Raw genomic sequence first — 23,912 nt, forward strand, 5'->3', positions numbered from 1 at the left:
CCACCATGTATGAAGGCGCCATCCAGGACCTGATCGACGAGCTGGGGCGGTTGCCGGGCATCGGCCCGAAGAGCGCCCAGCGGCTCGCCTTTCACGTGCTCTCCGCCGACCCGACGGACATCAAGCGGCTCGCCGCTTCGCTGACCCGGGTCAAGGAGCTGGTCCGCTTCTGCACGACCTGTTTCAACGTCGCCGAGGCGGATCTCTGCCGCATCTGCCGCGACCCGAGGCGCGTCGACGACCTGCTCTGCGTCGTCGAGGAGCCCAAGGACGTCGTGGCGATCGAGCGCACCAACGAGTTCCGTGGTCGCTATCACATTCTGGGCGGGGCGATCAATCCGCTGGAGGGGATCGGCCCCGACAATCTGCGCATCCGCGAGCTGATGATCCGGCTCGGCGCGGGCACGGTGAAAGAGCTGATCATCGCGACAGACCCGAATACCGAGGGTGAGGCCACGGCTACCTATCTGGCGCTGTTGGTGAAGCCGATGGGGATCACGGTGTCCCGGTTGGCGAGCGGTCTGCCGGTCGGCGGAGATCTTGAATACGCTGATGAGATCACTCTTGGCCGGGCATTCGAGGGTCGCCGCACCGTCTGAACGATGACTTGGGTCGAGCCACAACGATCTGATATCGATCATTCCTCAACGGGCTACTACGGGTTATGGTCCCCCACAAAGCCATCCCCGCCAGTTGTTCTTAGAGGACAGAGGTGAACCCCATGCGCAGATTCAGGCTTCGCACCGCTACCGCGGTCGCGGCCGCAGGCATCCTTGCCCTATCCGCCGCCGGTTGCGTGCAGAGCGATCGCACCGAGGAGGGCTCACAGCCGAAGAAGGACACCCTCGTGTTCGGCGTTGCCGGCGACGCGAAGGTGCTCGACCCCGCTCTTGCGAGTGACGGCGAGTCGTTCCGCGTTGCCCGCGAGGTCTTCGAAGGACTTCTGCGTGCCGAGCCCGGTGGCACGAAGATCGTGCCCGCGCTCGCCGAGAGCTGGGCCCCCGACTCCACCGGTCTGGTGTGGACCTTCAAGTTGAAGTCCGGGGTCAAGTTCCACGACGGCAGCGACTTCAACGGCGAGGCCGTCTGCGCCAACTTCGACCGGTGGTACAACTGGTCCGGGCTGATGCAGGGCGAGGACATCTCGACCTACTGGCAGGACGTCTTCGGCGGGTTCGCCAAGAACGAGTCCGCGGCGCTGCCGACGAGCCTCTTCTCCAAGTGCGCCGCTCCCGATGCCGGCACCGCGGTCATCACGATCTCGCGGGTGACCAGCAAGTTCCCGGCCGCACTGATCCTGCCGGCCTTCTCGATCTCCAGCCCGAAGGCGCTGAAGGAGTTCGAGGCCAACAAGATCGGCGGCACGGCGGACAGCGTCACCTACCCGCCCTACGCCACGGACCACCCGACCGGCACCGGCCCCTACAAGTTCGTCAAGTGGGACCGCACCAACAAGGTCGTCGAGCTGGAGCGTTTCGACGGCTACCACGAGGCCAAGGCGAAGATCAAGAACCTCAAGTTCAAGACCATCGCCGACCTGAGCGCGCGCAAGCAGGCGCTGCGTGCCGGTGAGATCCAGGGGTACGACCTGGTCGCCCCCGCGGACATCAAGCCGCTCACGGACGAGGGCTTCTCCGTGCTGCCCCGCCCGGCGTTCAACATCTTCTACCTCGCGCTCAACCAGTCCGGTAACCCGGCGCTGAAGAAGCCCGAGGTTCGCCAGGCGATCGCCTACGCGATCAACAAGCAGGCGATCATCGACTCGAAGTACCCGGTGGGTTCTTCGGTGGCGACGAACTTCTGCCCGCCGACCCTGGCGGGTTGCGACGCCGCCACCGAGGCGCACGCCTACGACCCGGCGAAGGCCAAGGAGCTGCTCGCGGCTGCCGGTGTCACGGGCCTGAAGCTGCGCTTCCACTACCCGACCGAGGTCACCCGGCCCTACATGCCGGCGCCGAAGGACATCTTCGAGCTGATCTCGGCCGACCTGAAGGCTGTCGGCATCGAGGTCACCCCGGTCCCGCTCAAGTGGACGCCGGACTACCTCAACGCGGTCCAGGTCGGCACCGCGCACGACCTGCACCTGCTCGGTTGGACCGGTGACTACTCCGATGCCTACAACTTCATCGGCACCTTCTTCGACCGCCAGAAGCAGGAGTGGGGCTTCAACGACCCCGCGCTCTTCGCCGAGTTCAAGGCCGCTGACCAGGAGCCGGACGCGACCAAGCGGGCGGACCTCTACCGCGCGCTCGGCGTGAAGCTCTCGCAGATGGTTCCGGGTGTGCCGATCGCGCACGGTCCGCCGTCGCTCGTGCTCTCCAAGGACATCACGGGTCTGAAGCCCAGCCCGCTGACCGACGAGCGTTTCGACACCGCCGAATACAAGTAGCCAGCCGCCGTGGTCCCCGGGGTGCGATGAGCACCCCGGGGACCACGGCCATCTTCGCAAGGACGACGACGAATGCTTCGTTATGTCGTACGCCGGCTGCTCCAGCTCATTCCGACGCTGATCGGCCTGTCCCTTATCCTCTTCATCTGGCTGCACCGGCTGCCCGGCGGTCCGGAGACCGCGATCCTGGGTGAGCGCGGCGACGCCGAGAGCCGGGCGAGGCTCCGGCACAGTCTCGGCCTCGACCTGCCGCTTCCGTTGCAGTACGGCCGTTTCATGAAGCGCCTCATCACCGGCGACCTGGGCAACTCGATCGACACCAAGCGCCCGGTCATCACGGAGTTCGCCGAGCGCTTCCCCGGTACGGTCGAGCTCACGATCGCCGCCCTGATCATCGCGATCGGCATCGGCATCCCGCTCGGCTACCTCGCCGCCCGTCGGCGGGCCACCTTTCTCGATCACGCCTCGGTGGCGGGATCCCTGCTCGGCGTCTGCATCCCGATCTTCGTCCTGGCGTACCTCATGAAGGAGGTCTTCGCGGTCAAGCTCGGCTGGTTCCCGACGACCGGTCGCCAGGACGTCAACATCGACGCGACCCGGGTCACCAACTTCTACGTGCTCGACGGGTTCCTCACCCAGGAGTGGGACGCCATGCTCGACGCGCTCTGGCATCTCGTGCTGCCCGCGATGACGCTCGCCACGATCCCGCTCGCGATCATCGTCCGGATGACCCGGGCCAGCGTGCTGGAGGTGCTCGGCGAGGACTACGTCCGCACGGCGCAGGCGAAGGGCCTGACCGAGTCGACGATCCGGCGGCGCCACATCCTGCGCAACGCGATGCTCCCGGTCGCCACGACGATCGGCCTCCTCACCGGCGGCCTGCTCTCGGGAGCGGTGCTCACCGAGACCGTCTACGCGTTCACGGGCATCGGCCAGTTCATCGCCGAGGCGATCGACCATAGGGACTATCCGGTGCTGATGGGCTTCATCATGTTCATCGCCGTCATCTACGTGCTGGTCAATCTGCTCGTCGACATCTCGTACGGCTTGATCGACCCGAGGGTGAGGGTGCGATGAGCGCGCGGACCGATCGACTGGACCGCCTCGCGGAGCTCGCCGCCGAGCACGCGGACGAGCGGGGCCAGAGCCTCTGGCGGGAGGCCTATGCGCGGCTCCGCCGCAATCCGGCCGCGATCATCGGTGGTGTCATCCTCGGCCTCTTCGTCCTGGTGGCGATCATCGGGCCCTTCCTGGTGCCCTACTCGCCGACCTCGACGGCCTGGTCCAATCAGGTCTCCGAGGCTCGCAACATCATCCCGGGGCCGAGCGCGGACCACTGGTTCGGCATCGACCACAACGGCCGCGACGAGTTCAGCCGGGTGATCGTCGGAGCTCGGCAGACCCTGCTCGTCGGCGTCGTCGCGACGGGTCTCGGACTCACCTTCGGCTGTCTGCTCGGCGGCTTCGCCGGTGCCTGTTACGGGCTCGGCGGGGTACGCGGCCGGCGGATCGACAACCTCATCATGCGCGTCGTCGACATGCTGCTCGCGATGCCGAGCCTGCTGCTCGCGGTGAGTGTCGTGGCGGTGCTCGGGCCCAGCTTGATCACCGTGATGATCGCAGTCGGTTTCATCTCGATCCCGGTCTTCGCCCGTCTGTTACGCGGCTCCATGATCGCCTCGTCGCGTGCCGAGTACGTGACCGCCGCGACCTCCCTCGGCGTACGCCGTTGGCGCATCGCCGTCGGTCACGTCCTGCCGAACTCGATCGCACCGGTGCTGGTCCAGGCGACGCTGACCCTCGCCACCGCGATCATCGAGGCGGCGGCGCTCTCCTTCCTGGGTCTGGGCAATCCGGACCCCTCGGTGCCGGAGTGGGGCGTGATGCTCACCGACGCGCTGACCCGGTTGGAGATCGCTCCCCGCCTGACCATCTATCCGGCTGTCGCGATCGTCATCACCGCCTTCGGCTTCACGCTGCTCGGCGAGGCGATGCGTGAGGCACTCGATCCCAAGTTGCGGAAGTGAGCGCGATGTCTCTGCTGCGGGTCGAGGAATTGACCGTGACGTTCCGCGGTGGCGGTCGGGAGGTCCGGGCAGTCGACGGAGTCTCCTTCGACGTCAACGCGGGTGAGGTGGTGGGGCTCGTCGGCGAGTCCGGCTGCGGCAAGTCGGTGACCTCGCTGGCCCTGATGGGGCTGCTGCCCAGGAAGGCCGCCACGATCGGGGGCCGGGCCGAGTTCGACGGGATGGACCTGCTCTCCGCCGACGACCGCACGCTGCGCGACATCCGGGGCCGGGAGATCGCGATGATCTTCCAGGACCCGCTGTCGTCGCTGAACCCGGTGGTGCCGATCGGTCTCCAGGTGACCGAAGTGCTGGTCCGCCACCGTGGGCAGAGCAAGGAGGAGGCCCGTCGCAAGGCCGCCGAGTTGCTCGATCGGGTCGGCATCCCGGACCCGACCCGGCGGCTCAAGGAGTACCCGCACCAGCTCTCCGGCGGTATGCGCCAGCGGGCGCTGATCGCGATGGCGGTGGCCTGTCGGCCGCGCCTGCTCATCGCGGACGAGCCGACGACCGCGCTCGACGTGACGATCCAGGCGCAGATCCTGGAGCTGCTCAAGGAGCTGGTACGCGAGGACGGCACCGCCCTGATCATGATCACTCACGATCTCGGCGTCGTCGCGGGGCTCTGCGATTCGATCAACGTGCTCTACTCCGGCCGGGTGGTCGAGACCGCCGGTCGTTACCCGCTGTTCGACGACCCGACCCACCCGTACACCCTGGGGTTGTTGGGTTCGATCCCGCGCCTGGACGCGGCGCCGGGCGAGCGGCTGACCCCCATCCGCGGCTCGGTGCGTGACATCCTGCCCTGGCGGGAGGGGTGCGCTTTCGCGCCGCGCTGCGACCGGGTGGTCGACGGCTGCGTCGGCGTGACGCCTGAGCTGCGGTCGACCGTCGCAGGCCACCTCCACCGCTGCGTGAACCCATCGGAGGTCCCGGCATGAGCGAGCAGCCCGGCACGACTCTCGACGCGAGCGAGACGAGCGAGCGGTCCACGCTGGTCGAGGTCGACAATCTGAAGGTGCACTTCCCGATCCTGCGCGGGGTGATCCTGGACCGCGTCGTCGGCCACGTGCGCGCGGTCGACGGTGTCTCGCTGACGGTCAAGCGCGGCGAGACCTACGGCCTGGTCGGCGAGTCCGGCTGCGGCAAGACGACGCTGGGCCGGGCGCTGCTGCGCCTGGTCGACGCGACCGACGGGGCGGTCCGCTTCGACGGGGTGGACATCCTCGCCGCGAAGCCCAAGGAGCTGCGGGCGATCCGGCGGCGAATGCAGATGATCTTCCAGGATCCGCTCTCCTCGCTGGATCCCCGGCAGAACATCGAGTCGATCCTGACCGAGGGCCTGGAGGCGCACGGCATCGGCGCGGACCGGGCCGCGCGCCGGGTCATCGTCGGCGATGCACTCGACGCGGTCGGCCTGCCGCGGTGGGCACTGTCGCGCTATCCGCACGAGTTCTCCGGCGGCCAGCGGCAGCGCATCGGCATCGCCCGGGCGCTCGTGCTCGACCCGGACCTGATCGTCGCCGACGAGCCGGTCTCCGCGCTCGACGTCTCGATCCAGGCCCAGGTCATCAACCTGTTGGACGACCTGCAGCGGGATCGCGGTCTGACCTATGTGGTCATCGCGCATGATCTCGCGGTGGTGCGGCACATCTCCGACACGGTCGGCGTCATGTACCTCGGCGCACTCGTCGAGGAGGCCGCATCGGTGGATCTCTATCGGGCGCCGTTGCACCCCTATACGAAGGCGCTGCTCTCGGCGGTGCCGGTGCCCGATCCTCGGGTTGAAGAGCACCGCAAGCGGATCCTGCTCACCGGCGATCTGCCGTCGCCGGCGAACCCGCCGTCGGGCTGCCGTTTCCGCACGCGCTGCCCGTGGGCGCAGGAGCGCTGCTCGCAGGAGCGGCCGGAGCTGCGGGTGATCGAGGGCGGTTCGACCAACCACCGCGTGGCCTGCCACTTCGCCGAAGAGCTCCTCGACGCGTAACACCCAAGATCGCCGCAACTCTTGAAGAGTTGCGGCGATCTTGCGTCCCGTTACGTTTTGCAGCAAAACGTGGCTTCGCGGCGTGACATGACCACGCTTTGCTGCAAAACGTAACCAGGACCGCGATCCGGGTCAGGCGGGCTGGATCAGTTGGGGGACACCCCGGCGGGCTCGGTCCAGATAGGCGTGCTCGATCGTGGAGCGCACCGCGGCCGGGTCGCCGCTGATCTGGTCGGGGGCGAAGCGCAGCGTCTGCGCGCCGAGATCGGCGAAGGCCTGCCGCTGCTGGAGATGCATGTGCCAGTCCTCCGGGGACTCGATCTGCAGCGCGATCGCGACATCGCCGATCCACGCAGTCGGCGTCGGCAGCCGATCACCGTGCGGTCCGATCAGCCGCGGATGCCAGGCGATCGGCGGCAGCACCGAGGAGCGGGAGCAGAGTTCGCGCAGCTCGGCCTCGGGCGCCGACCGCACGCCGGCCGAGATCTCGTCGAGCGCCTGCCGCAGCCGCAGGCTCCCGCGCCGAGGGCCCTCGCGCAGTTCGGTCGCGATCGCGTCGACCCCGGCCAGCCCCGTCTGCACGGCCTCGGCGACGAGCGCGCGAGCCTCGCGCAGCCCGATCCCGAGCCGCGCCGTGTCCGCGACGGCGCGGGCAGCGCCGGCGACCGCCATCCGGCCGATGGTCACGGCATGGGCGCACAACCGGCCGGTACGCGAGACGACGGCGAACCGCGCCGACGCGACCCGCCGGTGATCCGGTATGAGCACGTGAACGTGTTCGTGAGCGGGGACGGATCGAAATCCGTGCAGGTGGAGTGCCACGGGGCCCGTCAGCTGGGAATCCTCCCCGGCGTAGAGTAGGCCCGCGAAGGCCCGCTCCTCGGGGGTGAGCCGCCCGTTGTGGGTGGCGTAGACCGAGGGCAGCACGGCCTGCCAGTGGCCCTTCTCCAGCTTCCAGCGGAGCGCCGCGTCGGTGAGCATGCTGCCGACGACCTGATCCCGGCGGACCAGGCCGTATTGAAGCTCGGTGAGCCCGCTGAGGTCGGGCCGGGAGGCTTGCCGCGGCATGCGGCCACTGTGCCGGAGTGTGATTACTCTCCGCGACCCCCTGTGGATAACGATTCGAGATCGATGAACCAAATCCGCTGCTAGAACAACGTGAACCTTCCGTCCATTCTTTGATAACGGAATGGTAACGACCCTTGACGATGACGGTGAGTAACGGAGATCGTTGCCGAGTCGCAGGTCACACCCCGTCCGGCGATGTGAACCACTACACACCGTGACAGGAGGGCCTCGTGGCTGACCCCACCACGAAGGCGATCGAGGGACGTTCCCTCGGCAGGATCGCGTGGACCAGGTTGAAGCGCGACAAGGTCGCACTCACCGGCGGCGCGGTCGTGCTCTTCCTGATCGTGGTCGCCGTCCTCGCCTACCCGATCGCGGCGATCTTCGGCCACCCGATCGACGAGATGCACGGCGATCTGATCGACCCCAACCTGGGCGGCCTGCCCAAGGGCGAGTGGGGCGGCATGTCCTGGGACTACCTCCTGGGCGTCGAGCCGGGCCACGGCCGCGACGTCTTCAGCCGGGTCGTCGTCGGTGCGCAGGTCTCCCTGCTCATCGCGTTCGTCGCCACGGTCGTCTCCACGGTGCTGGGCGTGACGCTCGGTCTGCTCGCCGGATACAAGGGCGGCTGGATCGACACCGTGCTCAGCCGGGTGATGGACTACTTCCTCGCCTTCCCGACGCTGCTGCTCTCCATCGCGCTCATCGTCGTGATGCCGCGCAAGTTCCTCGGGCTCAGCGGCACGTGGCTGAACATGGCCGTCATCGTCCTGATCATCGGTGGCTTCTCCTGGCCGTATATCGGGCGCATCGTCCGCGGGCAGGTCCTGTCCCTCAAGGAGCGGGAGTTCGTCGAGGCGTCCAAGAGCCTCGGTGCCCGTACGCCGTACATCGTCTTCCGGGAGCTGCTGCCCAACCTCGTGGCGCCGATCCTGGTCTACGCCACCCTGGCGATCCCGACCAACATGCTCTTCGAGGCGGCGCTCTCCTTCCTCGGCGTCGGTGTGCAGCCGCCCAAGCCGAGCTGGGGCCAGATGATCTCGGACGCGATCAACTACTACGAGTTCGATCCGCTCTACCTGATCGTCCCCGGCGGCGCGCTCTTCATCACGGTCCTCGCCTTCAACCTCTTCGGCGACGGCCTGCGCGACGCGCTGGACCCCAAGGCCAATTAACCGGCTCGAAGTTGGAATCGATTCCAACCGCTCCAGCCTGCTCTTTTCACAGACAACCGCCAAAGTCGGCGGGGGTTCCACAGCTCCACAGCAACACCCCTCTAAGAAAGAAGGAAGCACGTGGCTAAGAAGAAGGTGCTGGTGACCGTTGTTGCGGTCGGCCTCGCGCTGGGTCTTGCCGCTTGCGGTGGCAAGACGGACGACACGAAGACCGCGAACGCGGGCGCGTCGGCTTTCAACGCCGCCAATGGCAGCGTCGTCAACCCCTCGGACGTCAAGGGCGGCACGCTCAAGCTGGCCAACTCGTCCGACGCTGACTCGTGGGACCCCGCCCGCGCTTACTACGCCTGGGTCTGGGACATGAACCGGCTCTACAGCCGCACCCTCATGACCTACGACGCGAAGGCCGGCAAGGACGGCCTCGGCCTCGTGCCCGACCTCGCCGCCAAGGCCCCCGAGATCTCCGCCGACGGCAAGACCTACACCTTCACGCTGAAGGACGGCGTGAAGTTCGAGGACGGCACGGCGATCACCAGCAAGGACATCAAGTACGGCATCGAGCGCACCTTCGCTCAGGACGTCCTCTCGGGCGGCCCGACCTACCTGATCGACTTCCTGGACCAGGGACAGGGCTACAAGGGTCCCTACAAGGACACCGACCCCAACAAGCTGGGCCTCAAGTCGGTTCAGACCCCGGACGACAAGACGATCGTCTTCACGCTGAAGGAGGCCTTCGGCGACTTCCAGTACCTGCTCGCCATGGCCGCCGCGGCGCCCGTGCCGCAGAAGGCCGACACCGGCGACAAGTACGGCAGCAAGCCGGTCTCCTCGGGCCCCTACAAGTTCGAGTCCTACGAGCCCGGCAAGTCGGTCAAGTTCGTCCGCAACACCGCGTGGGACCCGGCGACCGACACGGTCCGCAAGGCCCTGCCGGACGCGATCGACCTGACGCTGGGCCTCGACCCGGCTGAGATCGACAACCGCCTCCTGAGCGGCGCGATCGACATCGACACCGGCCAGACCGGTGTCCAGGCGGCCGCCCAGGCGAAGATCATGCTGGACAAGGACCTGAAGGCCAACGCCGACGCGCCCAACACCGGCTTCATCCGCTACATCGCGCTCAGCAACAACGTGGCGCCGTTCGACAACGAGCACTGCCGCAAGGCCGTGCAGTACGCGACGGACAAGGTCGCTCTGCAGACCGACCGTGGCGGCGCGGACGCCGGTGGCGACATCGCGACCAACATGCTCCCGCCGAACATCGCCGGTCACGTGGACTCCTACGACCCGTACAACACCAAGTCGGGCAAGCCGCAGATCGAGAAGGCCAAGGAGGAGCTCGCGCTCTGTGGCAAGCCGAACGGCTTCGACACGATCATCGCGGTCCGCAACAAGGGCAAGGAGCCCAAGACCGCCGAGTCGCTGCAGGCCGCGCTGAAGGCCGTGGGCATCAACGCCACGATCGAGAAGCACGAGGCTGCGGTCTACTACAAGTCCGTCGTCGGCTCGCCCGACAACGTGCACAAGAAGGGCTACGGGATCATCTTCTCGGGCTGGGGCGCCGACTGGAACACCGGTTACGGCTACCTGCGGGCCCTGGTCGACGGTCGCGCCATCCTGGCGAACGGCAACAACAACTTCGCTGAGATCAACAGCCCGGAGATCAACTCCCTGATCGACCAGGTCACGGCCGAGCCGGACGCCACCAAGCAGGCCGCGCTCTGGACGAAGATCAACGAGAAGGTCATGGAGAACGCGGGCCTGATCCCGTTCGTCTACGACAAGGCGCTCAACTACCGCGGCAAGCGGCTGACCAACGTCTACGTCCACGAGGCGTTCGGCATGGTCGACTTCGGCTCGCTCGGTATCGCTCAGTAATTCCCTCCATGGAGCGGGCGGTCCACCCACCGCCCGCTCCATGGCACCCCTGAAGGGCGAAGCAGTGTTCTTTTACCTTGTCCGGCGGATCACCACCGCCATCGGGATGCTCTTCCTGGTCAGCGTGACGACATTCGGGATCTTCTTCCTGGTGCCGAAGGCGACCGGAACCGACCCGGCCGTACTCTTCACCGGCAAAACCGCCGACGCTCGCGCGGTCGAGGGCATCCGGATCAAGCTCGGCCTCGGCGACCCGATCTGGCTGCAGTACTGGCACTTCATCAAGGGCATCTTCGTCGGCCGCGACTTCAACTCCGGGCCGGACGTCACGCACTGCTCCGCACCCTGCTTCGGCTACTCCTTCAAGACCGACCAGGAGGTCTGGGGCCTGCTCATCAGCCGACTCCCGGTCACCCTGTCGCTCGCGCTCGGCGCGGCGGTGATCTGGCTCCTGGTGGGTACGCTCGCCGGCTCCATCTCGGCCCTGCGCAAGGGCACCATGCTCGACCGGACCGTGATGATCCTGGCCCTCGCCGGCGTCTCGCTCCCCATCTACTTCACCGGGCTGATCGCCCAGCTCCTCTTCGTGCACAAGCTCGAATGGTTCCCGCCGATCGGTTACGTCGACTTCCTCGACAGCCCCGGCGAGTGGGCGATGAACCTGATCCTCCCCTGGATCACGCTGGCGATGCTCTACGCCGCGCAATATGCCCGGATGACCCGTGGCGCCATGCTCGACACCCTCGGCGAGGACTACGTCCGCACCGCCCGAGCCAAGGGCCTGCGCGAACGCAAGGTCATCGGCAAGCACGCGATGCGCTCGGTGATGACCCCGGTGATCACGATCTTCGGCCTCGACCTCGGCGGCCTGCTCGGCGGCGCCATCCTCACCGAGGGCGTCTTCAGCCTGCACGGCCTCGGCAAGGAGGCGATCCAGGCGATCGGCAGCTTCGACCTGCCGGTGATCATGGGTGTCACCCTCTTCGGCGCGTTCTTCATCGTCGTGGCGAACCTCGCCGTCGACCTCCTCTACGCGGTCATCGACCCGCGCGTGAAGCTCTCCTAGCGGGAAGGGAAAGATCACAATGGCTTTCCTCGACGTACGCGACCTGCGGGTCCACTTCGAGACCGACGACGGGGTGGTCCGCTCGGTCGACGGGCTGAGCTTCTCGCTCGAGCGCGGCAAGACCCTCGGCATCGTGGGCGAGTCCGGCTCCGGCAAGTCCGTGACGAGCCTCGGCATCATGGGCCTGCACAAGGGCCGGTCCCGCTCGCGGATCAGCGGCCAGATCATCCTGGACGGCGAGGACCTCGTCGCCGCCGATCCCGATCACGTGCGGACGCTGCGCGGCCAGAAGATGGCGATGATCTTCCAGGATCCGCTGAGCGCGATGCACCCCTACTTCACGATCGGTGCGCAGATCGTCGAGGCTTACCGGACGCACAACCAGGTCAGCAAGGCGGTCGCCCGCAAGCGGGCCGTCGAGATGCTCGACCGGGTCGGCATCCCGCAGCCCGACAAGCGCGTCGACAACTACCCGCACGAGTTCTCCGGCGGCATGCGCCAGCGGGCGATGATCGCGATGTCGCTCGTCAACAACCCGCAGCTGCTCATCGCCGACGAGCCCACCACGGCGCTCGACGTCACGGTGCAGGCGCAGATCCTCGACCTGATCCGCGACCTCCAGCAGGAGTTCGGCTCGGCGGTCATCGTCATCACCCACGACCTGGGCGTCGTCGCCGAACTCGCCGACGACATCCTCGTCATGTACGGCGGCCGGGCCATCGAGTACGGCACCGCCGTCGACGTGTTCGAGGCACCGCAGCACCCCTACACCTGGGGGCTGCTCGGATCGATGCCGCGGCTGGACCGGGAGCTCCGCGAGCGGCTCACGCCGATCAAGGGCACCCCGCCGAGCCTGATCAACCTGCCGAGCGGGTGTGCGTTCTCGCCGCGGTGTCCGTACACCCGGGATGACTGCACCACGATCTCGCCGCTGCTGCCCACCCAGGGCGCGCACCGCGTCGCCTGCCACCTGCCCACGGCCCAGCGGGCGGCGATCTTCGCCGACTCCGTCGCGCCGGCGCTGTAGCCCGAGAGGAACGACGATGACCGAGAACCTCCTCGAGGTCACGGGCGTGCGCAAGCACTTCCCGATCAAGAAGGGCCTCTTCGGCGGCAGCAAGGGCGCCGTTCGCGCGGTCGACGGGCTGGACTTCACCGTCCGGCGCGGCGAGACGCTGGGGCTCGTCGGCGAGTCGGGCTGCGGCAAGTCGACCACCGGCCGGCTGCTCACCCGCATCCTGGAGCCGACCGACGGCAGGATCGTGTTCGACGGCCGGGACGTGTCGCACGCCTCGAACGGCCAGCTCCGGCCCTTCCGGCGCGACGTGCAGATGATCTTCCAGGATCCCTACTCGTCGCTGAACCCGCGGCACACGGTCGGTGCGATCATCTCGGCGCCTCTGCGGATCCAGGGGACGACCAAGAGCGGCCAGGAGACCAAGCGCGAGGTCCAGCGGCTGCTGGAGATCGTCGGGCTCAACCCCGAGCACGTCAACCGCTACCCGCACGAGTTCTCCGGCGGGCAGCGGCAGCGCATCGGCATCGCGCGGGCGCTGGCGCTGCGGCCGAAGCTGATCGTCTGCGACGAGCCGGTCTCCGCGCTCGACGTGTCGATCCAGGCCCAGGTCGTCAACCTGCTCGACGACCTGCAGGGCGAGTTCGGGCTCACCTATGTCTTCATCGCGCACGACCTGTCGGTGGTCCGGCACATCAGCGACCGGGTCGCGGTGATGTACCTCGGCAAGATCGTCGAACTCGCGGATCGGGACACGCTCTACGCCGCGCCGCAGCACCCCTATACGAAAGCGCTGCTCTCGGCGGTGCCGACGCCGGATCCCCGGCGCAAGGGGACCAATCAGCCGGAGCGGATCCGGCTCACCGGCGATGTGCCGAGCCCGATCAACCCGCCGTCGGGGTGCCGCTTCCGGACCCGCTGCTGGAAGGCCCAGGAGGTCTGCGCGACGACCGAGCCGGTGCTGACGCCGACCTCGGCCGCCCAGGCCGTGGCCTGTCACTTCCCGGAGTAGCCCCTGCTCAACGCACAAGATCGTCGCAACTCTTGAAGAGTTGTGCTTAAGGCCTGGCGGCCTGAAGCGACAACTCTTCAAGAGTTGCGACGATCTTGGTCAGCCTTCGGGGCGGTGCAGGATGGCCACTGCCACGTCGTGGACGGCGTCCAGGTCGGCCGGGTCCTTGAGGGGGACCCGGACCACCGAATACCACTCCTCGGCGCCCTTGTACTGCACGCTCACCACGGCATCCGCCCCCTCGACGTCGGTCTTGAGGGTCAGTTCACCGGTCACGACCCCCACCTCGACGGTCATCACGCCGCCGGGTGGGGGAAGGATGTCAGTTATGCGCATGTTCCAAGCATGTCACTCAAAGCTGCCTTTTCGGGCGCAGTGATGTTCAGCTTGTAGAACGTCTTCACCGTGATCCAGTCCTGGGCGTAGGTGCACCAGGCGTCCTTGGACGGCGGCTTCCACGTGTCGGGGGCCTGGTCGCCCTTGGACCGGTTGCTCGCCGCCGAGACCGCGAAGAGCTGCGGGCGGGTCAGGTCGTTGGCGAAGTCGCCGCGCTGCTCGGTCGTCCACGCGTTGGCACCTGAACGCCACGCGTTGGCGAGCGGCACCATGTGGTCGATGTCGATCTTCAGCGGCTCGCTGGTGGTGAGCCCGTCGTACCAGCTCGACCAGGTGCCGCCGGTGACGTTGCAGCCGGTCTTCTTGATGGCCTTGCCGTCGCGCTCCAGGACCGTGTCGCGCACGTCGCAGTTGGAGCCGGCGCTGCGCCAGTGCGGGAACTTCTCCCGGGTGTAACCGGTCATCGCCTCGGCGGAGGCGACATTCAGCTTGGCGAGGGCGGTCTTGGCAGAGGCGGCGCTGCCGCTCTTGGGGGGTGCGGCGTTGCCCGTCTTCTTCGCCGAAGGCGACGAAGCGTCGGGAAGTGTGGTGCCGTCGCAGCCAGCGGCGAGGGCGGCGAGCATGATGAGAGCCGCGACCATGCGCGGACTGCGGGGGAGGGACACGCTGTCACTGTGCATGGCAAGTCAAGAGGAGGGCAAGCTCAGAGTGATTGTGGGCGTTTCACCCCCAAAGCAGGCGATCGGCCAGGCAGATTTGACGACATGGTGACCGAGACGGCCCCTGGCCTGCGGTTGGGCACCGCCCGAGGGCGGGGGACCCTCGTCGCGGCGGTTCTCGCCAGCGGCATGGCATTCCTCGACTCGACCGTGGTCAACGTCGCCCTGCCCAAACTCGGCGAGGACCTGCACGCCGAGATGTCCGGCCTCCAGTGGGTCGTCAACGGATACACGCTGACCCTCGCCGCCTTCGTGCTGCTCGGCGGGGCGCTCGGTGACCGCTTCGGCCGCCGCCGGGTCTTCCTCATCGGCGTCGTCTGGTTTGCTCTCGCCTCCGTGGCCTGCGGGTTTGCGCCCTCCATCGAGCTGCTCGTCTTCGCCCGCATCGTCCAGGGCGTCGGCGCCGCGCTGCTCGTCCCGGGGTCGCTCGCCATGATTCAGGCCTCCTTCGACCCCGCCGAACGGGGAAGGGCGATCGGTGCCTGGTCGGGACTCTCCGGTGTCTCCACCGCCGTCGGGCCCTTCATCGGCGGGTGGCTGATCGACTCGCTGAGCTGGCGGTGGATCTTCTTCATCAACATCCCGCTCGCGGTCGGCGTCGTGCTCTGCGCCCATTGGATCCCGGAGAGCCGCAGTCTCGCCGCTCGCAACACCCGCTTCGACATCGCCGGGTCCATGCTCGGCGCGCTCGGACTGGCCGGGATCACCTACGCACTGATCGCCGCACCCGAGCACGGCCTCGGCAGCTTCACCGTGCTGCTGCCCTTCCTCGTCGGGATCGCCTGCCTCATCAGCTTCGTGCAGGTCGAGAAGCGGCGCGGCGAGCCGGGCGTCGGCCACGCCGACCGCGACGGCCGGCCCCGGCGGCCGGCGATGCTGCCGCCCTCGCTCTTCACGTCCCGGGTCTTCACGCTGCTCAACATCTACACGCTCTTCGTCTACGGCGCGTTCGGCGGGATCTTCTTCTTCCTCGTCATCCAGCTCCAGTCGGTCTCCGGATACTCCGCGCTGGAGGCGGGCATCGCGACGCTGCCGATCACCCTGCTGCTGCTCATCGGATCCGCCCAGAGCGGTGCTCTCGCCACTCGGATCGGGCCGCGACCCCAGCTCGTCCTCGGTCCGCTGCTCTGCGCTGCGGGCGCGCTGCTGCTGCATCTCGTCGGACCCGAGGCCGACTACATCACCCGGGTCCTGCCGGGGGTGCTGCTCTTCGGGCTCGGGCTGATGGCTCTCGTCGCGCCGCTCACCTCCGCGGTGCTCGCCGCGGTCGAGGACGAGCACGCGGGTGTGGCGAGCGGGGTCAACAACACCGCGGCCAGGGCCGCCTCACTGCTCGCGGTCGCCGCACTGCCGCTGCTGGTCGGGCTCTCCGGCGCGGCGTACGCCAACCCGGTCGCCTTCGACCACGGCTTCAACCAGGCGCTGTGGTGGTGTGCGGGGCTGCTGGTCGTCGGCGGGGTGCTGGCACTGCTGGTCCGCGTGCCCGGAGCAGGCGAACGCCCCCGTCGAGGCCAGGACTGACCGCTTCCCGGTCGTGCCCCGGTGCGGGCTCGGCGGTGATCGGCGCGGGCTCGGCGGTGATCGCGCACATTTCGGGAAACTGCCCCTACCAACGTGCTTGATCGTGCTGTTTCCCGGAAGCAATCCCTACCGAGGCGCTCCGAGGGGACTACTTCCGGGAAGCAGCACGATCTTGCGTGCCGACTCGGTGTCATGCGCTGAGCACCCACGCCGGTTTGCAGCAAAGCGTGCCCTCGCCGAGCGAAATGGGCACGCTTTGCTGCAAAACGTGGCTCTAGCGGTTGACCGCGCTCGCCACTGCCTTCAGGGACGCGGTGATGATGCTGGCGTCGATGCCGACACCCCAGCGGGTTTCGCCGTCGACGTCGCACTCGACATACGCAGCCGCCTGGGCATCGCCACCGGCAGTGAGCGCGTGCTCGGCGTAGTCCAGCACCCGCACCGTGACACCCCGGTCGGCCAGCGCATGCGTGAACGCGTCGATCGGGCCGTTGCCGACACCCGAGAGCTGACACTCGGCGCCCTCGATGATCGCGTCGGCCGTGATCTCGACCTTGCCGTCCACAGTGGAGATCGAGTATCCGCTCACCGAGAAGCGCTGCTCCGACAGGTACTCCGTCTTGAAGATCTGCCACATGCGGGCCGCGTCGACCTCGCCACCGGCGTCGTCGGTGTGCCGCTGGATCACCGCGGAGAACTCGATCTGCATCCGGCGCGGCAGGTCGAGCTGGTGCTCGGCCTTCATGATGTAGGCGACGCCGCCCTTGCCGGACTGCGAGTTGACCCGGATCACGGCCTCGTAGGTGCGGCCCAGATCCTTCGGGTCGATCGGCAGGTAGGGGACGGCCCAGAAGCCCTCGGCGGGCTGGGCGTCGAGGCCCTTCTTGATCGCGTCCTGGTGGCTGCCGGAGAAGGCCGTGTAGACCAGGTCGCCCGCGTAGGGGTGGCGCTCGTGCACCGGCAGCTGGTTGCAGTATTCGACGGTCCGCTTGATCTCGTCGATCCCGTGGAAATTGATCTCCGGGTCGATGCCCTGGCTGAACAGGTTGAGCCCCAGCGTGATCAGGTCGACGTTGCCGGTGCGCTCGCCGTTGCCGAACAGGCAGCCCTCGATGCGGTCGGCACCGGCCAGCAGGGCCAGCTCGGACGCGGCGACCGCGGTGCCCCGGTCGTTGTGCGGGTGCACGCTCAGCACGACACTGTCGCGACGCGGCAGGTGGCGGTGCATCCACTCGATCGAGTCGGCGTAGACGTTGGGCATCGCCGCCTCGACGGTGGCGGGCAGGTTGATGACGATCGGCCGGTCGACGGTCGGGTTGATCGCCTCGATGACGGCCGAGCAGACCTCCAACGCGTACTCCAGCTCGGTGCCGGTGTAGGACTCGGGCGAATACTCGTAGTAGATCTCGGTGTCGGGGGTGTGGATCTCCGCGTACTTCTGGCAGAGGCGGGCACCGTCGACGGCGATCGCGGTGATCCCGGCCTTGTCCAGGCCGAACACGACCCGCCGCTGCAGCACCGAGGTCGAGTTGTAGAAGTGCACGATCGCCCGCTTGGCGCCCCGCAGGCTCTGGTAGGTGCGCTCGATCAGGTGCTCGCGGCACTGCACCAGGACCTGGATCGTGACGTCGTCGGGGATCAGGTCGCCCTCGATCAGCTGGCGCACGAAGTCGAAGTCGGTCTGGCTCGCGGCCGGGAAGCCGACCTCGATCTCCTTGTAGCCCATCGAGACGAGCAGCTGGAACATGCGCAGCTTGCGCTCGGGGGACATCGGGTCGATCAGGGCCTGGTTGCCGTCGCGCAGGTCCACCGCACACCAGCGGGGAGCGCGCTCGACCCGCTTGGTCGGCCAGGTCCGGTCGGGCAGCTCGACCCGGATCTGATCATGGAACGGTTGGTAGCGCTGGTAGGGCATGGTGCTGGGACGCTGAGTGGCGATCGGATCCTGGGCAGATGTAACCGACATGGGTCAATTCTCCTGAAGTCATGGGTCGCAGACGAGGCGCAGCGAAGTGATGTGAGGAAGGACTCTCAGATCGACTGGCTAGCGCGTGCGCGCTCGAACCCCGCGACGAGGTGCCAGTCGGTCAGGCCTCGTCGCGGCGGCCAAGGAGAAGTGCACGCCACATGATGCGAGTCACCTTACGCGCCGTTCCCACCCTTTTCGCCCGACCTCCCACCACGTGAGACGCCGCGTCTTGGGACCAACTCTTCAAGAGTTGGTCCGATAGTCAGCGCAGCGTCGGGGTCGGAGTCGCGGCCGCGACGACCGGGATGACGGGTACGCCGGGACGCGGGCTGTTCGCCGCCCACCACATCAGCGGCCCGGCGACGAGCGCCACCAGCCCGAAGACCCCGCCGATCAGCCACCAGCCCCACCCCGTGTGCAGGGCGAGGAACGTCAGCGCGGCCGGACCGACCATCGCCTGCGCGGCACCGCCCATCCGCATCGCACCCAGATATTCACCCCGTCGATCGGGCGGCGGGATCTCGCTGAAGAGGTACCACATCGCCGACGAGACCCACAGCTCGGTCATCGTCACCAGCGCCACGCAGACCGCGAGGACGCCGATCGTGAGCCAGCCGCTGCCGCCGGAGGTGAACAGCACCAGCGGGCAGGCGGCCATCGTGGCGAGGGCGCCCCAGCGCATCAGCCGGATCGCGCCCGGCATGCTGTCGGCGCCCCGGCTCGCCGGGACCTGGAGCAGCACCGCCATGATCGTGTTGATGGTGAAGAGAGCACCGATCACCGGTTTCGGCACCTCCGTCCGGTTGATGATCCAGAGCGGGATCACCTCGGCGAAGACGGTGCCGTAGAGCATGGCCGCACCGAGCAGCCCGGTGAGGGCGAGGATCGGCCGGTCCCGGAAGACCGCGATCCGGCTCGGTTTCCTGCCGTCGACGAGGGGCGCTCGCTCGATCGGCGGCGCCTTCGGCAGGCGTGAGACGAACAGGCCGTTGACGACGAGGCCGATCGCGTTGGAGATGACGAGGATGTTGAGCACGCTGTGCGAGTGGAACGCGAGCACGATCGCGCTCATCCCCGCGCCGACGGTGAAGCCCACGTTGAGCGCGGAGCGCATGAAGGCCTGTGTGCGTACGCGGATCTCGGGCGGGATCACCGCAATCGTGTAGGCACCCCGCCCCGCCTGCGCGAAGACCTGGGCGACCGCGATGAACGACAACGCGACGAGGAAGCCGGTGAACCCCTTGACCAGGGGATAGACGGCGAAGACCGCGCCCTCGGCGAGCGCGCCGAGCATCCAGGAGCGCTGCGCGCCGACGCGGTCGACGAGGGCTCCCATGGGTACGGAGAACAGCAGCGACAGGCCGCCCGCGATGGAGAAGCCGATGCCGATCTGGATCGCGGTGAGGCCGACGACCTCGGTGAAGTAGACGGCGCTGCCGGTGAGGAACATCCCGCTGCCGAGGGAGAAGAGCAGCGATTGCAGCGCGAGCGACCGTGGCAGGCCACGATCGGGAATCACGTTCGACATCCAGCGGGGCCCCGTCATGCGGCTGATTCGATCAACCGCATGACGGGACGCGCAACTCCGTTACAGTCCGTTCACGATCGACTGCACCCAGGTCGACTCGTACTCCACCTGGTTGTTGTAGAGCGTGCGGCGGCCGACCGCCTTGCCCGACGCGGGGTCGAAGAGGATCTCGTCACCGCTGAGCTTCTCGGTGTGGCGGATCGCGACCAGCGAGTGGCCGTTGACCGTGACGGTGCTGGTGGTGAGGCCGTGCAGGCCGCTGAGGGCCTGCAGCAGGGCCGCCCGGACCGCCGGGGTGAGCGCGATCTCGCTGCCGGAGTAGAGATTCGCCATCGTGTCCCAGAGCCGGTGGTCGACCGACCAGGCGGCGCCCTCCTGCTGGCTCTCCGCGCGCAGCTGTGCCAGCAGCGCGGTCGGGTCGGTCGGCAGCGCGGCGAGCCACTGCGGGGTGGGCCGGATCAGGCTCGGACCCTGCGTGGCGAGATCGTCGCGGGCCTGCGCGATCTCCGCCGCGAAGTTGGACTTCGGCCCGGCGTTCAGGTCGTTCACACCATCGGTGATCTTCAGGGGGATCGCACCCTGCGGGTCGAACCAGATCTCGCGGACCTCCGCCTCCGTCGTCACCACGGCCGGCGACGCAACGGCGCCGCCGGTCTCGGCCTGCCCCGAGGTGCTGTTGGCGGTGCCGTCGGTGCGGACGAAGACGAGCTGGCCCGCGTTGATCGTGACCGCGGTGCCGCCGCCCGCCGCCGTGGCGAGAGCGTTGAGCGCCGTGACCGTCTCGGGCGAGGCCGGGTCGGTGTTCGGCTCGATCTCCTTGGTGGCGCCCGGCGAGGGCAGGACCACCGTCGTGCCGGCGTCCTGGCCACCGCTCGGCCGGAGCAGGGTCACCCCGCCGATCGTGAGCGCGGCGACGACGACCGCGGCGGTCACCGGGACCGCCCACGGCAGCGGGCGGCGCGTGCTCCGCTCGGCGGCGGTCAGCCGGGTCAGCTTGTGCCAGGTACGGCTGACCGACTCATCGGTCGGCTCCGCCATCGTCGGCGGGATCGCGCGGACGGCGTGGATATCGGGATCGTTCATCGGGAACCTCCGGAGACAATGGCGGCGCGGACCTTCGTCCGGGCCCGGTGCAGGGCTGACTGGACCGAGCCGAGCGGGATCCCGAGGGCGGCCGCTATCTCGGCGTACTCGAGCTCCGCGACGGCGAACAGGAGCAGCACGTCTCGTTGCCGTCGAGGGAGCCCCGCGAGGATCGACGCCGCTCGGCGCATGCTGCGCTCGGCGTCGATCCGGTCCGCCGCCCGCTGATCGAGGTTCTCGGCCTCGACCTGTCCGGCAATGGCCCGCAGGGCCCGCTTCTCCACCCGCAGGTGCTTGCGCAGCACGTTGGTGGCGATCCCGTAGAGCCACGGCAGCGGCTCACCCTTGGCGGGGTCGTAACTCTGCCGTCGCTCATGCGCGATGAGGAACGTCTCGGCGACGACATCCTCGGCGAGATTCGGCCCGACCCGCTGGGTGGCGTACCGAAGCAGCGGCCGGGAGTACGCGTCGAACACTTCGCCAAGGTCGGCGAGGTCGACGCGCTGTGCGGTCACAGTCATACCCGTACTTGCCATTCCCGGCCGCTGCTGTTCCCCGCCAACGCAAAATTCCCGTTGATCAAGGGAAGACTCGCCATGTCGGGGGTCCGATTTGCGGCGAGTGTTCCCTTGATCAACGGGAATTTCGGGGCTTACCGGTCAGGCGGAGAGTTCGGCGGAGAGGAGCTCCGCGATCTGGGCCGTGTTGAGGGCGGCGCCCTTGCGGAGGTTGTCGCCGGTGACGAAGAAGTCCAGCGCCCTCGGGTCGTCGACCGCCCGGCGGATCCGGCCGACCCAGGAGGGGTCGGTGCCGACGGCGTCGATCGGCATGGGGAACTCGCCCTCGGCCGGGTCGTCCACGATGATCACGCCGGGCGCGCCGCCGAGGACCTCGCGGGCACCGTCGGCGTCGACCTCAGAACCGAAGACCGCGTGCACGGCGACGGAGTGACCGGTGACGACCGGCACCCGGACGCAGGTGGCGCTGACCTTCAGGTCGGGCAGGCCGAGGATCTTGCGGGACTCGTTGCGCATCTTCAGCTCCTCGGACGACCAGCCGCCGTCCTTGAGCGAACCCGCCCACGGCACCACGTTGAGCGCCAGGGGAGCGGGGAAGGGGCCGAGGTCGTCGCCGATCGCCTGGCGGACATTGCCCGTCCGCGAGCCGAGGATGCGGTCGCCGGCCACCTTGGCGAGCTGGTCGTGCAGCGTGTCGATGCCGATCTGCCCGGCACCGGAGACCGCCTGGTAGGAGGCGAGGACCAGCTCGCGCAGGCCATATTCCCGGTGCAGCGGCGCGACGGCGACGATCATCGCGAGCGTGGTGCAGTTGGCGTTGGCGATGATGCCCTTGGGCCGGTTGCGGGTCTGCTCCGGGTTGATCTCCGGAACGACGAGCGGCACATCGGGATCCATCCGGAAGGCGCCGGAGTTGTCGACCGCGATCGCGCCGCGGGCCACCGCGATGGGTGCCCAGTGAGCCGAGATCTCGTCGGGGACGTCGAACATCGCGACGTCGACGCCGTCGAACGCCTCCTCGGAGAGGGCGATCACCTCGACCTCCTCGCCGCGAACGGAGAGGCGCTTGCCCGCGGAGCGGGCCGAGGCGATGAGCCGGATCTCGCCCCAGACGTTCTTGCGGCTGGAGAGGATCTCCAGCATCACCGTGCCGACGGCACCGGTGGCTCCAACCACTGCGAGGGTGGGCAGCTTGGACATCTCAGTCATTACCTTCCGGTCCCGCCGTAGACCACCGCTGCGGTCTCGGCTCCCAGTTCGAACGCCTCGTGCACGGCCAGGACGGCCTTGTCGAGGTCGGTGTCGCGGCACACCACCGAGACGCGGATCTCCGAAGTCGAGATCATCTCGATGTTGACCCCCGCCTCCCCCAGCGCGGCGAAGAACTTGGCGGCGACGCCCGGGTGCGAGCGCATGCCCGCGCCCACGAGCGAGACCTTACCCACATGGTCGTCGAAGAGCAGGCCCTTGAAGCCGACGAGCTCCTGGATCCGCGAGAGGGCCGCCATCGCGGTCGGGCCGTCGGTCTTGGGCAGCGTGAACGAGATGTCCGTGCGGCCCGTGCCCTCCGTGGAGACGTTCTGCACGATCATGTCGAGATTCGTCTCGGCGCCGGCGACCGTCTCGAAGATCTTCGCGGCGAAGCCCGGTGTGTCCGGAACGCCGACGATCGTGATCTTCGCTTCCGAGCGGTCGTGCGCGACGCCGGTGATCAGTGCCATTTCCACGGGGAGGTCCTCCATCGATCCGGTCACCATCGTGCCGGACTTGTCGGAATACGAAGAGCGCACGTGAATCGGGAGGTTGGCCCGGCGGGCGTACTCCACGCTTCGCAGGTGCAGCACCTTGGCGCCGCACGCAGCGAGCTCGAGCATCTCTTCATAGGTGATCTGGGAGATGTGCCGGGCGTTCGGCACGATCCGCGGGTCGGCGGAGAAGATGCCGTCCACGTCGGTGTAGATCTCACACACGTCGGCGTTGAGCGCCGCGGCGAGCGCCACGGCGGTCGTGTCGGAGCCGCCCCGGCCCAGCGTGGTGATGTCCTTGGTGTCCTGGGACACGCCCTGGAAGCCCGCGACGATCGCGATCGCTCCCTCGTCGAGGGCGCTGCGCAGCCGGCCGGGCGTCACATCGATGATCCGCGCCTTGCCGTGCGCCGAGGTGGTGATCACTCCCGCCTGCGAACCCGTGTAGGAACGGGCTTCGTAGCCGAGGTTGTGGATCGCCATGGCGACCAGCGACATCGAGATCCGCTCGCCGGCCGTCAGGAGCATGTCCATCTCGCGGCCGGGCGGCAGCGGGCTCACCTGGTGTGCCAGGTCGAGGAGCTCGTCGGTGGTGTCGCCCATCGCGGAGACGACGACGACCACCTCGTCGCCCGACTTGCGGGCCGCGACGATGCGCTCGGCCACTCGCTTGATGCGCTCGGCGTTGGCGACGGAGGAGCCACCGTACTTCTGAACCACCAGAGCCACTGTGTTGATCTCCTCTCGCACAAGAATGCGCCGACGGCCGCATGCCGCCGACGCCGCGTGGTGGGCTCAGTCTACCGACCGGAATACCTGCTCAGCACAGTGCGTTCC

General features: G+C 68.1%; 21 protein-coding genes. 12 read left to right on the forward strand and 9 right to left on the reverse strand.

Going from position 1 to position 23,912, the window contains the following annotated elements; all coding sequences use genetic code 11:
- Positions 1-5: 5 nt before the first annotated feature.
- The 6 genes from recR (at position 6) to F4553_RS22730 (ending at position 6,442) form a co-directional block, all read left to right on the forward strand.
- Positions 6-599 carry a recombination mediator RecR gene (gene recR, locus F4553_RS22705; RefSeq protein ID WP_184839072.1) on the forward strand — a complete coding sequence of 198 codons (594 nt, stop codon included), beginning with the start codon at positions 6-8 and terminating at the stop codon, positions 597-599.
- Positions 600-721: 122 nt separating this feature from the next.
- Complete coding sequence (locus F4553_RS22710) at positions 722-2,389, forward strand: ABC transporter substrate-binding protein (protein WP_184839074.1); 1,668 nt, start codon at positions 722-724, stop codon at positions 2,387-2,389.
- A 72-nt stretch (positions 2,390-2,461) separates the two neighbouring features.
- Positions 2,462-3,466, forward strand: coding sequence for an ABC transporter permease (locus F4553_RS22715; protein ID WP_184839076.1), 1,005 nt, complete (start codon positions 2,462-2,464; stop codon positions 3,464-3,466).
- Positions 3,463-4,416 (forward strand): ABC transporter permease, encoded by a 954-nt coding sequence (locus tag F4553_RS22720; RefSeq protein WP_184839078.1) that lies wholly within the window; start codon positions 3,463-3,465, stop codon positions 4,414-4,416. Before F4553_RS22715 ends, F4553_RS22720 begins: the two co-directional genes overlap by 4 nt.
- 5 nt (positions 4,417-4,421) lie before the next feature.
- Positions 4,422-5,396, forward strand: a complete 975-nt coding sequence (locus F4553_RS22725) for an ABC transporter ATP-binding protein (RefSeq protein ID WP_184841072.1) — start codon at positions 4,422-4,424, stop codon at positions 5,394-5,396.
- Entirely contained in the window at positions 5,393-6,442 is a 1,050-nt protein-coding gene (locus F4553_RS22730; protein ID WP_184839080.1) for an ABC transporter ATP-binding protein, read from the forward strand. Before F4553_RS22725 ends, F4553_RS22730 begins: the two co-directional genes overlap by 4 nt.
- Before the next feature lie 132 nt (positions 6,443-6,574).
- Here the strand turns inward: F4553_RS22730 and F4553_RS22735 are convergent, their stop codons facing one another.
- Positions 6,575-7,510, reverse strand: a complete 936-nt coding sequence (locus F4553_RS22735; RefSeq protein ID WP_184839082.1) for a hypothetical protein — start codon at positions 7,508-7,510, stop codon at positions 6,575-6,577.
- Between the two features lie 230 nt (positions 7,511-7,740).
- Between F4553_RS22735 and F4553_RS22740 the strand changes: the two genes are divergently transcribed.
- The 5 genes from F4553_RS22740 to F4553_RS22760 all read left to right on the forward strand — a co-directional run bounded on the left by F4553_RS22740 (position 7,741) and on the right by F4553_RS22760 (position 13,656).
- Positions 7,741-8,685, forward strand: coding sequence for an ABC transporter permease (locus F4553_RS22740; protein ID WP_184839083.1), 945 nt, complete (start codon positions 7,741-7,743; stop codon positions 8,683-8,685).
- Positions 8,686-8,805: 120 nt separating this feature from the next.
- Positions 8,806-10,563, forward strand: coding sequence for an ABC transporter substrate-binding protein (locus F4553_RS22745; protein WP_184839085.1), 1,758 nt, complete (start codon positions 8,806-8,808; stop codon positions 10,561-10,563).
- Positions 10,564-10,627: 64 nt separating this feature from the next.
- On the forward strand, positions 10,628-11,629 hold the full coding sequence (locus F4553_RS22750) for an ABC transporter permease (protein WP_184839087.1): 1,002 nt from the start codon (positions 10,628-10,630) through the stop codon (positions 11,627-11,629).
- Between the two features lie 19 nt (positions 11,630-11,648).
- On the forward strand, positions 11,649-12,656 hold the full coding sequence (locus tag F4553_RS22755) for an ABC transporter ATP-binding protein (RefSeq protein WP_184839089.1): 1,008 nt from the start codon (positions 11,649-11,651) through the stop codon (positions 12,654-12,656).
- Positions 12,657-12,672: 16 nt separating this feature from the next.
- Complete coding sequence (locus F4553_RS22760; protein ID WP_184839091.1) at positions 12,673-13,656, forward strand: ABC transporter ATP-binding protein; 984 nt, start codon at positions 12,673-12,675, stop codon at positions 13,654-13,656.
- A gap of 99 nt (positions 13,657-13,755) precedes the next feature.
- Here F4553_RS22760 and F4553_RS22765 read toward each other — a convergent pair whose 3' ends face one another.
- Both F4553_RS22765 and F4553_RS22770 read right to left on the reverse strand, forming a co-directional pair.
- Positions 13,756-13,992: a lipocalin/fatty acid-binding family protein gene (locus F4553_RS22765; protein ID WP_184839093.1), complete on the reverse strand. Its 237-nt coding sequence runs from the start codon at positions 13,990-13,992 to the stop codon at positions 13,756-13,758.
- Positions 13,983-14,633 carry an HNH endonuclease family protein gene (locus tag F4553_RS22770; RefSeq protein WP_246467324.1) on the reverse strand — a complete coding sequence of 217 codons (651 nt, stop codon included), beginning with the start codon at positions 14,631-14,633 and terminating at the stop codon, positions 13,983-13,985. Before F4553_RS22770 ends, F4553_RS22765 begins: the two co-directional genes overlap by 10 nt.
- 123 nt (positions 14,634-14,756) lie before the next feature.
- Here F4553_RS22770 and F4553_RS22775 point away from each other — a divergent pair, with 123 nt between their 5' ends.
- Complete coding sequence (locus F4553_RS22775) at positions 14,757-16,232, forward strand: MFS transporter (protein ID WP_184839097.1); 1,476 nt, start codon at positions 14,757-14,759, stop codon at positions 16,230-16,232.
- A gap of 274 nt (positions 16,233-16,506) precedes the next feature.
- On the opposite strand, the gene leuA is transcribed toward F4553_RS22775, so the two are convergent.
- The 6 genes from leuA to F4553_RS22805 form a co-directional block, all read right to left on the reverse strand.
- The gene (gene leuA, locus F4553_RS22780) at positions 16,507-18,198 is read right to left on the reverse strand and encodes a 2-isopropylmalate synthase (RefSeq protein WP_184839099.1); all 1,692 of its coding nucleotides are present in this window, start codon (positions 18,196-18,198) and stop codon (positions 16,507-16,509) included.
- 265 nt (positions 18,199-18,463) lie between these two features.
- The gene (locus F4553_RS22785) at positions 18,464-19,720 is read right to left on the reverse strand and encodes an MFS transporter (protein WP_184839101.1); all 1,257 of its coding nucleotides are present in this window, start codon (positions 19,718-19,720) and stop codon (positions 18,464-18,466) included.
- A gap of 69 nt (positions 19,721-19,789) precedes the next feature.
- Positions 19,790-20,812: a hypothetical protein gene (locus tag F4553_RS22790; RefSeq protein WP_184839103.1), complete on the reverse strand. Its 1,023-nt coding sequence runs from the start codon at positions 20,810-20,812 to the stop codon at positions 19,790-19,792.
- Positions 20,809-21,327, reverse strand: coding sequence for an RNA polymerase sigma factor (locus F4553_RS22795; protein ID WP_312875312.1), 519 nt, complete (start codon positions 21,325-21,327; stop codon positions 20,809-20,811). Before F4553_RS22795 ends, F4553_RS22790 begins: the two co-directional genes overlap by 4 nt.
- Positions 21,328-21,471: 144 nt before the next feature.
- Positions 21,472-22,530: an aspartate-semialdehyde dehydrogenase gene (locus tag F4553_RS22800; protein ID WP_184839107.1), complete on the reverse strand. Its 1,059-nt coding sequence runs from the start codon at positions 22,528-22,530 to the stop codon at positions 21,472-21,474.
- 8 nt (positions 22,531-22,538) lie between these two features.
- On the reverse strand, positions 22,539-23,804 hold the full coding sequence (locus F4553_RS22805; RefSeq protein ID WP_184839109.1) for an aspartate kinase: 1,266 nt from the start codon (positions 23,802-23,804) through the stop codon (positions 22,539-22,541).
- Positions 23,805-23,912 lie beyond the last annotated feature (108 nt).

It is taken from the genome of Allocatelliglobosispora scoriae, assembly GCF_014204945.1.
In the GTDB taxonomy this organism is placed as follows: Bacteria; Actinomycetota; Actinomycetes; order Mycobacteriales; family Micromonosporaceae; genus Allocatelliglobosispora; species Allocatelliglobosispora scoriae.